This window comes from Bacillus sp. AFS012607, from assembly GCF_002558005.1.
Lineage (GTDB): Bacteria > Bacillota > Bacilli > Bacillales > Bacillaceae_G > Bacillus_A > Bacillus_A thuringiensis_S.
The window spans coordinates 115,090-130,099 of record NZ_NTVM01000020.1; the positions used below are offsets into that span (position 1 = coordinate 115,090).

The following is a 15,010-nucleotide window of genomic DNA, read 5'->3' on the forward strand; positions in this document are numbered from 1 at the left end:
AATAATAGTTTATCTCTTTTACTAATTAGATTTGTTTAATGTAAATATAGCATCTCTCGACACTTAATTTGTTATTATCGTTAGGGACATTTCCTACAGTTGTTTTTTCATTAAAGTACAGACCTTGTGCCGTTCATTGAAAAAGACAACTCCCCTTTTACTACTTCACTTCCACCGTATAATTCCCTGTTCCACCACCATACTGATACACATGTAAATAATACTTCCCTGGATACGTGTAGTAACTACCTACTAGTTTATTCCCTTGTTGCTGAGCATACGTAACATAATTATTTAAATCTGCTTCAGAATAAAGTACCCAGTTCATTCCGATATTATTTTCATTCGTTACGTTAATTTGAAGATTTTTAGCAGTCTCCACATTAATTTCAAAGAAATCACTTGTATCTCCATTTCCTAAACTAGCACGTAAAACTTGATTTAACTGCAGTTTGTTTGCTGTTTGGAATGAGTTATTCGGTTCTTTTTCTAAACTGTTATCTTCTTTCTTTTGAACAGTTACAGTCGCTGTAGCAGTATTAGTTGCTCCTTTATCGTCTGTTACTGTTAATTTCGCTGTATACGCTCCTTCTTTTGTATATACGTGAGTTGGATTTTGCTCATTACTTACAGTACCGTCTCCAAACTCCCATTTATATGAAGTAATTTTCCCGTCTTCATCTTTTGATGCGTCGCTTTTAAATGAAATTGCTTCATTCACATTTCCACTATACGGACCGTTTATAACCGCAACTGGCGCTTTATTCTCTGCACCTTCTTCTGTATTAATACCGTGGAACACAACATCATATTCAAATTGTCCTGATGCATTCACGCGATAATTTACGAAGTATGCTGTTACCGTTTTATAGCCTGTCCATTCTTTTGCGCTTAAACGTTTTAACGTATCATTAACGTTTTGTGTAATTATTTTCCAATCTTCATATTCTCCTTTTGCTGCAGTTCCTGTATATGTTCCTTGTAGTGTGAATGTATTAAAGAACTTTGATTTATTTTTCTTCACTGATACATTTTTCAATTTTGCTTCCGCCGTTATTTCTGCCGCAATATCTGAAACTGGTTTCGGTGCATGATTTGCTAAATAATCGTCTGATACTAATGGTACGTTATATTTCTCACGATTATCAAATAGCATTTGCATATAATCTTGATATTCTTTATTTAAATTCGCATCTTTACTTAATGTAGAGCGATATGAATCATATGCTGTTACATCATTTTTCCTAATAAGATCATGTATTTTATCAAACATATCATATCTCTTATTGTACATATACGATTGTAAAGCAAAGGAATAATTATAGAAATCCCATGTTCCATACTTTGCATTTAACGTTCGCTCTGCCGTATAACGCTCTGCTGGGTTTGAAGATAATCCTCCTATAATACTCTTTCTCGGTACAACATTATCCGTTCTCGTTGCCCCTGCAAAAAATTCAGCATTCCCTTCTTCAAACCAAGATAATCTTTCATTTTCATATATTTTCCCTTGACCCCATAACCCTGGTACTTCATATCTACCTTGTAAATAATGCGTGAACTCGTGTCGGAATAATTCTTCTAAACTATAAATACTTTCTTCTGGCGTACGCTCATAAGTAAAGAACGTACCTGTTCCTTCTATATAAAGACCACCGTTATTCGTTTCATATCCGTACAATTGACGATTAAACTGATATTCTGCTGGGCTATTATAAATAACCATCGTTAATACATCATCAGGATTTCCTTTTTCTAAAGGTTGATCACTTTCAACCGTACGATGGAATTGTGCCTTCACTTCTTTTGCCGCCCAATATAAACGTTTTACTTTTTCTTCTGTCACTTTATCTCCAGCTTTTAAAACAATTGCCCCATCATCAAACATATACGTTTTTGGCAAATATTTTTTCTTTCCATCTTCTCTTATTTGATCTAAATTCACCACTTTACCATTTGCATCTTTTCCGCCATAATTCGTCGCGATTTGCTCAGCAGCTACGAAATATTGCTCCCCTAAATACGGATAAATTTTCATCGCATCTGTTACAACTTGTAATCCTTTCGTTCCTGTACTATGGAACGAACCGAGCCTACCTGTATAATAAATGCCATTATTAATAAGCCAACCGTTTTTTGCGGTAATCGTTCCCATTAATGCAAAACGACTTAGTTCATTAATATAACTATCTATTTTCTGATACCAAACTGTATCTTTCGGTGCTTTCCTCGTATCGTACAAATACGATTGAATGTCGTAATCAACACCTTGCATAATATCGTAAATAGCATTTCCAGCTGAAAGATTATCTACTAATGTAGAGAAATTATCATTATATTGTTTAAAAATCTTTGCAGCCGATGTTATCGTTTCCACATCACTCGAAGCGTTTCCTATTAACTTTCCGTATGATGATACCACTCTATTTTGCTCTAATGTACCCAGCTTGAAATTTGAATTGTTAGCTATCGCTTTTAATGCAGGTAAGCATTTATCATGATAACTCCGTTCATTTAATTTACTAAGTTCCGAATTATAAAATCCTAAATAAAATCCTGAACGTAATACCTCTACTAATGTCTCAATCCCTTTTGAATCATCCTTCGTATAGGCTTGTCCTTGCTGCTTCAATTTATCAATAATTGCCTGCATTCTACTATCATTTTGATAGAATGCTAGACTGTCTGTATTAAACTGAAATAGCCCCGTAATTTGCTCCCAATCAATGGTTATAAGTAAATCTACTAACTGCTGATTGCTTAATTGATTTAATTCAGCAATTGTATAAGTTTTCGCTACAGCTAATTGCTTACTTTCCTTTTTTACCTCAGGCGGTCTTTGTGATAAATCAGCAAATTGTATCCTTTGCTCAAAAGACTTGCTTTCGAGCAATTTCGATGAATGAGCTAATTCTTGTACTGGTAGTTGTACACCGACTGGCTCCATTTTGAGTACATTTCGATAAGAAACTTGCTCTCCCTTAGTATCTTCTGCCAAACTTACCCCTTGAAAACTCCCTAACATTAAACTAGCAAAACTTACCCCTACTAACATTTTTTTTGAATAGCCTTTCATACTCTCCCCTACCTTACATTTTTAGTGTCCCGCTCCATTATTTTACTATTTTTACTTTTTGTCCTGTATTGAGAAAAAGTAAGGGAACGTTCACATATGTATCCTTGCTGCGCAAAATTAGCACTTGACTTTATGTGCGTTTTATATCAAAAAAAGATAGATAATAGCAAAATTCCTGCTACATCTATCCTCGTTTTCAACACTATGATTTTAACTTTATAAACGTAACTTCCGGTAATGTTTGCATATACTGAATAAACTCATTCTTTTCTTCTGACGATATATTTTTCAGTTGCATCCCTACCTTATAAACAGTTTCTGTACCTTGCTGTGAAGCCTCCACCTCATATGAAACTATTGGAATGCCTTTCACTTGTAGCATTTCTACTATTTGTTGTACCGCTTCATGTTTATTTATACACATTTGCACCGTTATATTTTGTGGAAATAAAAATTGCACCTTAAAAATACGACTCACAATTTCTAAACCAATTAAAACGAGAATCGTCGCTCCAATCCCTACTACATACATTCCCGCTCCAATTGCTAATCCTATGCCGGCAGTAGCCCATAAACCAGCCGCGGTCGTTAATCCTTTCACCGCCTGCTTTTGAATAATAATTGTGCCTGCACCTAAAAAACCAACTCCACTAACGACTTGTGCTGCAATCCGACTTGGGTCTAGAGACGTATGCTCTTCATACACAATATCTGAAAAGGCATATTTCGAAACAACCATTATTAACGCACTTCCTACCGCTACGAGGAAATGAGTCTTTAATCCAGCTTCTTTCGATCGAATTTCTCTTTCAATACCAATCATTGCTCCTAACAAGCCAGCAACACCGATTCGTATAATAAAATCAAAATCTACACTCACGGGCACTTCCCCCTTTCATTCATTATAGATAGATAAAACAAAAATTATCACAAACATCCATTTATCAACATGAAGGAATACCACTAAAATACACTTAATACTCCGACCATTTTATGTTAATATTTAAAATATTAACATAAAATAAATAACTTCTAATTTTAAATCTTCACTAATTTTCTAAAAAATCAAAGGTGAATTACATGAAATTAGGTTGAGAAACTTAAGAAAACGCTTTCATTTTGTGTCATAATTTTTTTATAAATACTACATAAACAAAGGAGCTTACTAACAATGAACGTCTCGTTACTTACACCTACTACTGATTTACAAGAAGAATACTTAGATTTCTATAACGAATGGAAAGATAGCGGTGAAACAATGATCCCGTGGGTTATCTCAAAAAATCCTGCTAACTTCCCAGCTATGGTTCAAGAACTTCTCGATGCGCATAACGGAATAAATATCCCTGAAACTTGGGTACCAGATTCTACATATTGGCTCGTTACAAATAATAATAGAATTGTCGGAGCTGTTAATATACGTCATAGTTTAACTGAACATCTATTTAACGCTGGCGGTCATATCGGTTATGGCATTCGCCCTTCTGAAAGAAGAAAAGGTTATGCTACGAAATTACTAGCATTATCATTAGAAAAAACGAAGGAATTAGACATCACGAAAGTACTTGTCGTTTGCGACGCAGTGAATACCGCTTCTGAAAAAACGATTTTACATAACGGCGGGCTTCGTGATGATGATTTCACTGAGGAAGATGGGAATGTAGTAAGAAGATATTGGATTGAGCTATGAATGATCACAAATAAGCGAGAAAGTGATTATACACTTTCTCGCTTATTTTACACTGCTTCTATTTCAAACTGCACTGTAATACCACTTGGATCTACTACCGTAAACCCATTTGTAGTTTCATTTATTTCATGTTGTTTTTCTATTAATCTTTCTTTCACTGCATCTAACGCTTCTTTATGCGGTAGTACAATTGTATATACCTTTAGTCCAGTTGCATGTACTGGTGGGTGTGGATTATTTACTCCGTTCCACGTATTTGCACCGATATGGTGATGATATCCTCCTGCAGAAATGAATAAGCAGTCATCTTCACGTTGTTGCACTTCAAACCCTACTGTCTCTACATAAAACTCGTGTGATTTTTCTACATCAGCTATTCGTAAATGTACGTGCCCAACGACAGTATTAGCAGGTAATCCATCAGCCTCATAATCAACGAGTGTTGCCAGCTCTTTTAAATCTAGTGGCGTACTTCCTCCTGGTCCTTCTCCCCATTGATCACGCGGACGGTCTGCATAAATTTCAATACCATTCCCCTCTAGATCTTGCAAATAAAACGCTTCGCTATATGTATGATCACTTGCACTATTAAACCTTGAAATTGGTAAAATTTCATTTGAATAAGTATAACGCCCTTCTTGCTCATCCGGGCTGTCAATTACATTCTTATTACGAAGAACCCCAAATAGTGCAGAAGCAAAAGCTTCACGAGTCGGAACTAAAAAGGCTACATGATATATACCAGTCGTACGCGGTTCTTGCAGTACCCCTTCCTCTATCTTTTCAAGAACAAGTAATGTATTCTTACTACCTTTTCCTGCTAAATATGCTTTATTCCCCTCTTGCTTAATTACCTCTAATCCTACAACATTCTTATAAAAAGCAATTTGACGCTCTAAATCTTTCACTTTAAATTCAACATGACCAATACGTGTTTTCGGATGAATTCGTACCATGAATAACTTCATCTCCTTATCCCTATATTTTACCATTACATATAACCGTTACTATGAAGGATACAACTAAAATCATCCTATGTAAATAAGAAAAGTCAGAATTTACATACATTTTTATTTTCATAATAAAAAAAGCCTCCTTTTCTAACTTTCAGAAAAGGGGGCTTTTTAACGCTTATCTCATTTTATGTACTTCAGCAACTAGCTTTCCACCCTGAATGCCCATATAAAGCTTCACAGGTGCATCATTCGTATTTTCAAATACTAAATCTAAATATGGATATGCAATTGTAGCATCTCTTCCTTGAGGAACATAACCTACCGTTTTAGAATGTGTAGTTCTCTCCACCATTTTCAGGCCAGCTTGATCTGCTGCATTGTATAAAGTTGAAGATGTTTGGCAAACACCACCACCGTATCCATCTACTAATTTACCATCAACTATTTCTTTCCCTAATTGATATCCTTTGTCTGGTGTTGTATCACCGATTAATGAATTAAAAGAGAAACGGTCTCCTTTTGCTAACACAACTCCATTTATGCTCGCTGCTGACAAACGAATATTCTCAATACGGCCACCTGTTGAACCGCCTAAGTTCGTTTCATATCTACCAATTACCGTACCATTTCCTTGCGCATCACTTAATGTTGCGACTGGTTTTTTCTCCACGATCGGCAACTGATACGTAGCATCCCACATACCCACATTTAACAATTTATCTACTAATTCTTTTTCCATTAATTCATAAGAAGGTTTTCCTTCTTGCCAACTTCCATCAGGTGCTATACGTGAAGGAACCATTTTTTTGTCGACGCTTTTTCCAACCTCACCAACAACCTTTGTTACAGACTTTTTAAATTTCGCTTCATCTTCAAAATAGCCTAAACCAGATAAATCTAATTTTTTCACTTCAGTACCAGTTCGACCATCAACTAAACTAATAGTATCCTGCACTTCTGCTTTAGCCTCTACAGTGTGCCCACCAATATCACTTACCAATGCAACATCACTTACTTTTGTACCACAGCCACTCACTACAGCTACACATAACACCCCAACTAATATACCCTTTACTTTACGGAACAATATACTCTCTCCCTTTCCCCAACATCACTATTATGTATTTATTTCATTTTTATGTATGTTTTGTTACAATCATTTTACAATATGTTTATAAAATGTTACAAGTTATTTTTCACTCTATATAAATTACTCTTTTCTTTTACAAATGTCTATACATATTTACATAAAAATTTGAGTTTGATAGAATTGTAACTTTTATGTAAACTCTCCCTTTTATCCAGTATATACCATTAAGCAAAAGAAATACAAATCAAAAACCCTCAAGCTATTTTTTATAAAGAAAAATCCCTCAACATAAATAGGTATTTGCCGTGCCACCGCTCCGCTTTTGCACATACATTATGGTGAATTCAACCTATTTTAAAGAAATGGAGGATGTTATTATGTATCCCTACAATCCATATGATCCATATAATCAATATGCGTACCAACAACCACAGTATGACTTACAAGCACAATACCAATCTTATATAGATCAAGCAGAGCAAACGAATCCATATGACCAAAATAGACAATTCCAACTTCCAATCTCTTTTCCTGGCACTGGAAATCGTCAATTAGAAAGACGCGTAAATGAGCTTGAACAAAGAGTACGTCAACTAGAAAATACAGTTGAGCGCCATACACGTAGACTAAACCGCTTAAACCAACGTTTACGCACAGTAGAAAACAGACTAAACATTCCATTCGCAGCATTAGAAGACGGATTTTAATCGAGAAAATAAAGTGAAACTTTAATCAGCCTTCACCAATCGGGCTTTTACGGGCAGCCCGCCCGGCAAATAGCGGGATAAAAATTATATAAAGGAAGGGGCTCCCCCTTCCTTTATATAAATTGACGAAAGTTTTTTCCATCTCTATACTGATAAGAGTTAATGAAATGAAACAAGGTGATAAATATGGATTTTGAAATAAATTATCTTTCCTTTTATGTTGTACAAGTAGAAGGAAAAGGTGAAGCAGTTGATAAACGCTACAAACATTTTCAAACTTTAGACGCTGAAGAGTATGAAGATAGCTCCTTAAAAGAATTTTTGAATGGTGAGTTATTAAAAATATCGAAGCGAAAAGTAGAACGTCATGCAAAAACCGAACAAGCCCCAACAAAAATTGGTCGCTTTATTGTAGAAGAAGGGCACGAACTTGATTCAAACCCTCATTACAACCTTTTTAATCGTATTCGCTTTGCAGAAACAAAGGAAAACTTTAAAGATATGAGCGAACCTCTCGTTTATACATATCTTGACACAAGCGCTGTACGCGGTGGTGTATTTTTAATTGCTCAGGCAAAACTACGCAAATACTTTGATGATTCATTCGTATTTGTAATGAAATGCGACTTCGAACCAAAGGTGGCTTCTATTTCTGATGAATCAACACTGATTCGTAACGTTGAAATGGCCATCACAACAAAGAATATGAAATCTATCCAATATCCGTACATGCCTGAAGAAGGTATGGTCGAAGTGGGCGAATTAAAAATTCACCAAGCATCACACGCCCGCTACTTTGAAGACTTCTTAAAATTCGTCGAATATGAACGCTCTATGCCTGAAATTATGAAAACACAAGTAATGGACATGGTATACGACCAAATTGAAGATGTATTTGAAGAAGGTACAGAAGAACGCGAACAATTCGACCAAGCGATGGAAGTATGGGCTGCCAGTCCGAAACGCGAAATTATGGAACAATTTTCAACCGAAGAAGTAATGGAAGCTACCGCTCAAATCGTTGAGCATGCTCCTGAAGTGGAATTAAAGCTAAAAGCAGACCATATCTCTGTGAAGGCGTTACTTGCTGATTTCGGGGATCAAATACATATTGCGAAGGTAAATGACCGATATGTACTTATGATTGAAGCAGACACACTTACATTTGAAAAGGGCTTCTCTCCTATTGAGTTTCTGAAGCCAGATGAGCTGCAAGATGTGATTGAGCGGATTGAGAATAAGCAACAGTATTCGTATGATCCGAACGGGATTGAATAAATTCTTCCATATATCTGTTTTTATTGGGCGCTTTTAATAAGCGCTCTTTTATTTTGAGCTTAGTTGATGTTTATATTAAAAAACGATTCTTAATAGAATCGTTTTTCCTGATTTATAACAAAAATATGCTTATTTTTAAAAATTATTATTGATTCAAGATATCAATTGTCGCAGAATCAAGTAAATTCCTTCCTTGTTGTGCAAGCGTATTTCCATTAGAGTAGTCACTATGTATGTTGGTAAAATGAAAACTTCACTTCACTACCTCAAATTTATTATACTCGTAAAAAGATAATTGAAAACGATATTCCGGATGCTCTCTCACCCAATCGTAGGCTTCTTCTAAAATTTCCATTTTGTTTTGCAAGTCATTAAGTTCACTACATTTGTCCTTTTTCTGTTTGCACAGAGGGCAGAATCCATTTACTATGTCGGCACTTGTCGCCCTAATAGTTTTACTTTTTAAGTCAACTACTAAACGAAGAAGAAGAGAATGCTCAGCTTTTGTAGTCACCGTCATTTCAGCAACCCCATCCTCATTCCAAAAGACACCGTTTAATTCCATCTGTACGGTGACGTCTTTAATATCCAAGTCTATCACTATCACACCTCCCTTGTATAAAACTCATATTTTACTCTTCGATTTTAATCTTTAATACACCACGCTTTAAAGATATATTAAGCTTTTTCCAATTCTTCTTCTTTGCTATGAAAGGAAGTATAATTACTGCTGATAGCGTGGTAAATATTATCCCCAAAACTACAACTGTTACAATGTTAAAGATTGCTTCCATTTAACTGTATCCTCTTTCATTTCTATGGGCTCTAATTTTATGAATGTATTTAAAAATTCTTACCGCCCCTTAATTTTCAAAGCAATTATAATGGCCCAATCACAACAAATCAATTCCTATTTAATATGAATACTTTATTCATCCATCAATATAATGATGTTAAATTTATGTAGCTAGAAATAAAGGAGAATGTCATTTAACCTCTACATTCTCCTCCATCTCAGCCAAATACCTAATCTGCCGTTCTGCTTTTCGCACTGCCGTACGAAAATGTTTTTTCAGCAGTTCTACTGTATTTTCACTTATATAATATCTTTCCGTAATACTTTCCCACGTGTCACTACTTTCAAATGTACTCCATTCAAAAGAGCGTTCTGTATTTTTCTTTAGTTCTTTAAACACCCATTTTCGCATCTTTTTTTTCGCTTTTTCCGTTAGTTTCCCGTCCTTTACAAGTTCCAGTTCGCCATGTCTTTTGTACCGTTTATGAATATCTCTCTCGCTATATACTTTAAGAAGTATATTTGCTGTATTCTCAGCATCTGCTAGAGCTCGGTGCTGTTTCCCTTCCCATGTTAAACCGAGCTGTTCTACTGCAAATTGTAAACTTGGCGTATGTTCAAATAATTCTTCATACGCTTGGAAAACAAATTTTTGCAAATCAATTCTATTTTCTTTTTCTATACTTGGGCATTCAACACCATGTAATGCACAATCATGAGATAGAAAGCGATAATCTTCTTTTCCCCATGAAACAAATATACAATCTTCGCCGATGAACTGAATAAATTTCTCTACAATTTGAGGGAATTTTTCTACACCAATTAAATCTTCCTTTGTAATTCCAGTCAATTTTGTCGTATGACGAGTTAATCGTGCACTTGGTTTTACTAACTCCGAAAACTCTTCAATTATCTTCATTGTACCTATTTTTATTTTTACAGCTCCGATATCAACTATTTCTGACGGATCTTCTGATTTATACGGTCTGAAATTCCTCTCAATATCAAACACAATGAAATGTGTAGCGTTTTTCAATTTATTTACCTCTTTCTAAATTCCTTTTCACACAAACACTCTATTTTCAGTATTTATTTATTCATGTACTTTATACAAAAATACTCCGAATAAATAAATGAAAATTCAGTCTCGTTATGATATGTAAGTAGGAGGACATCTATAAAAATGCAAAAAAAAGAAGGGCGAGCCCTTCTTTTTTCAAAAATTACTTCTTGTTTACGTTAGTAGCTTGAGGTCCACGGTTACCTTGTTCTACTTCGAAAGTAACTTCTTGACCTTCTTCTAAAGTTTTGAAGCCTTCGCCTTGGATAGCTGAGAAATGAACGAATACGTCTTCTCCGCCTTCAACTTCGATGAAACCGAAACCTTTTTCTGAGTTAAACCATTTTACTTTACCGTTTTGCATGAAAAAAATCCTCCTACAATGTACCTATATGTACATATTCATTTTCAACCACCTTACAATAATAAGCCAGATATTAAAAAACTGCAACCCCTGAGGAGATTTAACATTGCTATCCTCCTCGGAAGTTACAGCTCATTTAAATCTCTATATTATTAAAAGTAAAATGGTTTAAATACACTATATCATATCAATATAATAAAAGTAAAGTTTTTTTCTTAAATTATTTTTTGTTCCCACTGCATTGCTTTTAATTCGCCTGATCCGGCTACTACATAACCATCTTTTTGATTAACAATGCGCCATCCGTGCCCTTTAACTGAATCACATACTGTAACAATACCTTCGTCAAGAAGCACACGGCACACACTACTAATACCCGCCTTATTTTGTGTTGAAGTTGTATATAAAACATGTTGATCTACACTTAAGTCTAAATAACTACTTGCTTTCTGCTCACTTTGACATGTATGCCAATATATTTTTTCACTCGCAATACTTTCATCTATTTTACAATAAGAAATATTCCCGCTAACTCCCTTGCACGATCCACTTGCCGCTACTAAATAAGAATTGTGTAAAGTCAACGCGGAGATCATTTGATTCATCGCAATTTTAATCCTCTTTAATTTACGTGTCTTCAAATCAAAGAGCCAAACACCACCATATTTAGCATGTATTTTCGTACCAATAAATAAGTAATGCTTATATAAAAATAACGATCGAATAGACGGTGCCGTACTGCCATACTCAAGAAACGGATGAATAGTCTCCCATGTCGAACCGAAATTATTAGAAAGATACAGCGTTTTTTCTCCATGAGCAATGACAGTTCCTTGTACATTGCTACATACATTCCAACTCGTTGCTTTTGTTGGAAAACGCTGAATTGTCCAGTTCTCTCCACCATTCATACTACGAATAAAAATCCCTTCGTCACCTACACCATAAACTACATTATCTTCGCTATGTAAATCCCTAATTCGTTTTTGAAAACCATTTAAAATTCGTTTCCATTCTCCGTCTTGTTCAATAAATAAGCCATTATATGTAGTAGCTAACAACAGTTTTCCATCTCTTAACTTTGCAATAGCAGTTGCACTTAACATTGTCTCCACGTTGACACTCCCATTCTTAGAACTTCTCAGCAAATGCAATTGCAAAATTACTGCATTTTTCAACATCCTCTTCATCTTCTGGAGCTAATTCAATTTTCAGCCCTTCTTGTACAAGCTCTGCACCGCGTTCTACAAGACGTTCTTCAAATATCGTTACCGCTTCACAAAATAGTTCATACGCCGTATCACCTGATCCGAATACCGCTACCTTTTTCCCAGCTAAATCTATATTTTCTAAGTCCTCATGAAAATCTTCCGCTTCAAATGGTAATTCACCATCGCCCCACGTATAAGATCCTAAAATGATTCCATCATAAGCTAATAATTCTTCAGCATCCATGCCTTCCATTTCTTGCAATACTACTTCATGATCAAAAGCATCTAAACTAACTTTAATTAAATCAGCAATACTCTCTGTATTTCCTGACATACTTGCATAAGCTATTAAAATTTTTGCCACTTTGGCATCCCCCTCTAACAATAAATGATTCTCATTCTCATTATATTAATAATGATAATCAATTTCAATTGATTTTTTCTACTTTTATTTACATTACTTATTTCAAATAAAGTGAAACTTTAATCAGTGGGAGTTTTGTTCATCCCCCACTCATTATTAGTTGAACCAATCGGACTTTTACGGGCAGCAGGGCCCTCACCTAACTTCTTTGCTTCCACTGAATTTTGAGGTGGGGGGTCTTACTGCCCGGCAAATAGCGGGATAAATAAAAAAGCACAGATGACTATACAATCATCTGTGCTTTTTTATTACTTTTTAAAAATACCAAAAGGCTTTCCTACTGGTAAAACAACTTTTCCAAAGTGTGTATTTAACACTGCTGCTGCTGAACCGTAGAAAGATAATAATGAAATAAGAAGTTCAGAATATGCTGCTAAATTATGCATTGCGTGCGGCATAACACCTAAAGTACTTAATGAAAGACCAATAAATAAGAAATCAATAAGGACAAAGATCATAAATAATACTTTATGTGTTTCCATTGCACCAATCGTCATAAAGATTGTGAAAATCAAATATCCGATAAAGGCTACACCAAGCTGTTTTGAATCTGCAGCTTGTGCTAATTTTTCGCCAAATACTCCAAGTTGAATTAACCAAGTCATTCCAACACCTAACCAAAATAGGCCGTACGCACCAAATGCTGTCGTACCGAATGTATTGTTATGCTTTGCATCGTGAATGCAAGCAAAGATTTGTGCAAATCCTCCTAAAAAGATTGCCCATGGTAATACAAGTGAAACGCCATCTGTTAAGCCTAACTTTTGAGATGATGCTACAAGTGTTACCATTGCTAATCCAAATAGACCAATTCCAGATGGATCCGCTGTTGTCATTTTCACATGATGTGTAGTAGTTTGATTGCTCATATAAACCTCCTGATTATAAACATACTCGAATACAATACTTAAATCAGAAGCCTATGTCAATGGTTTTTTTTGTATGTTGTCAGACGTTATATTTTATAATGATTAAATATATTTCCGACCACTTCATAAGGTTTTATATTCACTTTTTCCAACTCGTTTATCGGTAGCCATAACGGAATATAACTTCCTCTACCTTCCCGCTGAAATTCCTCAGCTGTTCCACTTCCGAACACTCCGCCTGTAATATAGGCACCATAATAATATTCATTTCCTTTATATTTTACCTTTGCAATAAGGTGCTCCACTTTTATATGTAGCCCTAATTCTTCATATACCTCTCTTTTCGTTGCCTCTTCAGGCGTTTCACCTTCCTCAACCCCTCCGCCAGGAAAAACATAATATGTTTCCTCTTCTCGAATACGTTTTATAAGAGCAATTTTCCCTTCCTGTACAATGATAGCCGCCCCGCGATTTCTTATCATTTTATTTCCTCAATACGAATCGCGACTGTTCCCCACTCTTTTTCTTGTTCTTTCGTATATATTTTGTATGTACTTTCTAACATTTCCTCTAAACTATCATTCTCACAATCCAATAATTTTTTATCAATTTGTTCATACATAGATTTAAAGCTCTCGTATCGCTTTATTTCCGTTACTTTTACCGTCATCATTTCTGTCGTCGTAAGATTCGTAAATACGATTTCATCGCCTTTGTTTATTAGTTGACGTTTTTTATCGTATAGGCGTACTTCATATACTTTTTTTCCTGATTGAATTGACTGAAACGGTTTATTATATAAACCCATTTCGTATCGCATACATCCCACTCCCTTTTTTTCATTTCACCTATTAATACAGTTCACATTACTACATCTTGCATATAATATTCCATACGTATCGCTTAATTGAGAAAGGAGGCTGAAGAAGCATGTTATATTTAAATCAAAAACCTGAATATAATAAATATGATATTGGTGATTATACTTATAGTAAAGTAGGGCCAACCATTTTTTCTTGGAACGATGAAACAAAATTAAAAATAGGTAAGTTTTGTTCATTAGCAGAAGAAGTCGTTTTCATACTCGGCGGTGAACATCGCGCAGACTGGATAACAACTTATCCATTTAATGCACTTTTTGATGAAGGAGCACATATTACTGGTCACCCTTCTTCAAAAGGTGATATCGTAGTCGGCAATGATGTATGGATTGGTTATCAATCCTGCATTTTATCTGGTGTTACAATTGGTAACGGGGCCATTATCGGCGCCAGAAGCGTTGTTACAAAAGACGTACCCCCGTATGCAATTGTAGCTGGTAATCCTGCAAAATTTGTTCGATATCGTTTCCCACAAGAAACGATTGACAAACTAGAGAATCTCGCATGGTGGGACTGGGACATTTCTGTTATAAAAGGAGCCATTCCATTACTACTCTCCGACAAAACCGACGAATTTTTCACCTCACCCGAAAATGAATCTATATGAT

General features: G+C 35.3%; 17 protein-coding genes. 4 read left to right on the forward strand and 13 right to left on the reverse strand.

Going from position 1 to position 15,010, the window contains the following annotated elements:
- Positions 1–160: 160 nt before the first annotated feature.
- Positions 161–3,076, reverse strand: coding sequence for a collagenase ColA (gene colA / locus CN409_RS21995; RefSeq protein WP_086390852.1), 2,916 nt, complete (start codon positions 3,074–3,076; stop codon positions 161–163).
- 202 nt (positions 3,077–3,278) lie between these two features.
- Positions 3,279–3,956, reverse strand: coding sequence for an MgtC/SapB family protein (locus tag CN409_RS22000; RefSeq protein ID WP_086390853.1), 678 nt, complete (start codon positions 3,954–3,956; stop codon positions 3,279–3,281).
- A 291-nt stretch (positions 3,957–4,247) separates the two neighbouring features.
- Between CN409_RS22000 and CN409_RS22005 the strand changes: the two genes are divergently transcribed.
- Positions 4,248–4,766, forward strand: coding sequence for a GNAT family N-acetyltransferase (locus CN409_RS22005; RefSeq protein WP_001103122.1), 519 nt, complete (start codon positions 4,248–4,250; stop codon positions 4,764–4,766).
- Between the two features lie 47 nt (positions 4,767–4,813).
- On the opposite strand, the gene CN409_RS22010 is transcribed toward CN409_RS22005, so the two are convergent.
- Positions 4,814–5,722 (reverse strand): VOC family protein, encoded by a 909-nt coding sequence (locus tag CN409_RS22010; protein WP_086390854.1) that lies wholly within the window; start codon positions 5,720–5,722, stop codon positions 4,814–4,816.
- A 175-nt stretch (positions 5,723–5,897) separates the two neighbouring features.
- Positions 5,898–6,809 carry a VanW family protein gene (locus CN409_RS22015; RefSeq protein ID WP_000488994.1) on the reverse strand — a complete coding sequence of 304 codons (912 nt, stop codon included), beginning with the start codon at positions 6,807–6,809 and terminating at the stop codon, positions 5,898–5,900.
- Between the two features lie 380 nt (positions 6,810–7,189).
- Between CN409_RS22015 and CN409_RS22020 the strand changes: the two genes are divergently transcribed.
- Both CN409_RS22020 and CN409_RS22025 read left to right on the forward strand, forming a co-directional pair.
- Complete coding sequence (locus CN409_RS22020) at positions 7,190–7,519, forward strand: hypothetical protein (RefSeq protein WP_000283711.1); 330 nt, start codon at positions 7,190–7,192, stop codon at positions 7,517–7,519.
- Between the two features lie 186 nt (positions 7,520–7,705).
- Positions 7,706–8,797, forward strand: a complete 1,092-nt coding sequence (locus CN409_RS22025) for a DUF3900 domain-containing protein (protein ID WP_086390855.1) — start codon at positions 7,706–7,708, stop codon at positions 8,795–8,797.
- A 253-nt stretch (positions 8,798–9,050) separates the two neighbouring features.
- On the opposite strand, the gene CN409_RS22030 is transcribed toward CN409_RS22025, so the two are convergent.
- The 9 genes from CN409_RS22030 to CN409_RS22070 all read right to left on the reverse strand — a co-directional run bounded on the left by CN409_RS22030 (position 9,051) and on the right by CN409_RS22070 (position 14,341).
- Complete coding sequence (locus tag CN409_RS22030) at positions 9,051–9,398, reverse strand: hypothetical protein (protein ID WP_000566111.1); 348 nt, start codon at positions 9,396–9,398, stop codon at positions 9,051–9,053.
- Between the two features lie 31 nt (positions 9,399–9,429).
- Positions 9,430–9,591: a hypothetical protein gene (locus tag CN409_RS31975; RefSeq protein ID WP_000387294.1), complete on the reverse strand. Its 162-nt coding sequence runs from the start codon at positions 9,589–9,591 to the stop codon at positions 9,430–9,432.
- Positions 9,592–9,783: 192 nt separating this feature from the next.
- Complete coding sequence (locus tag CN409_RS22040; RefSeq protein ID WP_000786425.1) at positions 9,784–10,629, reverse strand: exonuclease; 846 nt, start codon at positions 10,627–10,629, stop codon at positions 9,784–9,786.
- A gap of 187 nt (positions 10,630–10,816) precedes the next feature.
- Positions 10,817–11,017, reverse strand: coding sequence for a cold shock-like protein CspB (gene cspB / locus CN409_RS22045; RefSeq protein ID WP_001179150.1), 201 nt, complete (start codon positions 11,015–11,017; stop codon positions 10,817–10,819).
- Between the two features lie 215 nt (positions 11,018–11,232).
- Positions 11,233–12,132, reverse strand: a complete 900-nt coding sequence (locus CN409_RS22050; protein ID WP_086390856.1) for a WD40/YVTN/BNR-like repeat-containing protein — start codon at positions 12,130–12,132, stop codon at positions 11,233–11,235.
- Between the two features lie 16 nt (positions 12,133–12,148).
- Positions 12,149–12,592 carry a flavodoxin gene (locus tag CN409_RS22055; RefSeq protein WP_001062758.1) on the reverse strand — a complete coding sequence of 148 codons (444 nt, stop codon included), beginning with the start codon at positions 12,590–12,592 and terminating at the stop codon, positions 12,149–12,151.
- Between the two features lie 308 nt (positions 12,593–12,900).
- Positions 12,901–13,521 (reverse strand): acetate uptake transporter, encoded by a 621-nt coding sequence (locus tag CN409_RS22060; protein WP_000070938.1) that lies wholly within the window; start codon positions 13,519–13,521, stop codon positions 12,901–12,903.
- An 86-nt stretch (positions 13,522–13,607) separates the two neighbouring features.
- Positions 13,608–14,003, reverse strand: coding sequence for an NUDIX hydrolase (locus tag CN409_RS22065; RefSeq protein WP_000620834.1), 396 nt, complete (start codon positions 14,001–14,003; stop codon positions 13,608–13,610).
- A complete protein-coding gene (locus tag CN409_RS22070; protein ID WP_001268365.1) occupies positions 14,000–14,341 on the reverse strand; it encodes an ASCH domain-containing protein in 342 nt (113 codons plus the stop codon). Before CN409_RS22070 ends, CN409_RS22065 begins: the two co-directional genes overlap by 4 nt.
- A gap of 110 nt (positions 14,342–14,451) precedes the next feature.
- Here CN409_RS22070 and CN409_RS22075 point away from each other — a divergent pair, with 110 nt between their 5' ends.
- On the forward strand, positions 14,452–15,009 hold the full coding sequence (locus tag CN409_RS22075) for a CatB-related O-acetyltransferase (protein WP_000966310.1): 558 nt from the start codon (positions 14,452–14,454) through the stop codon (positions 15,007–15,009).
- Position 15,010 lies beyond the last annotated feature (1 nt).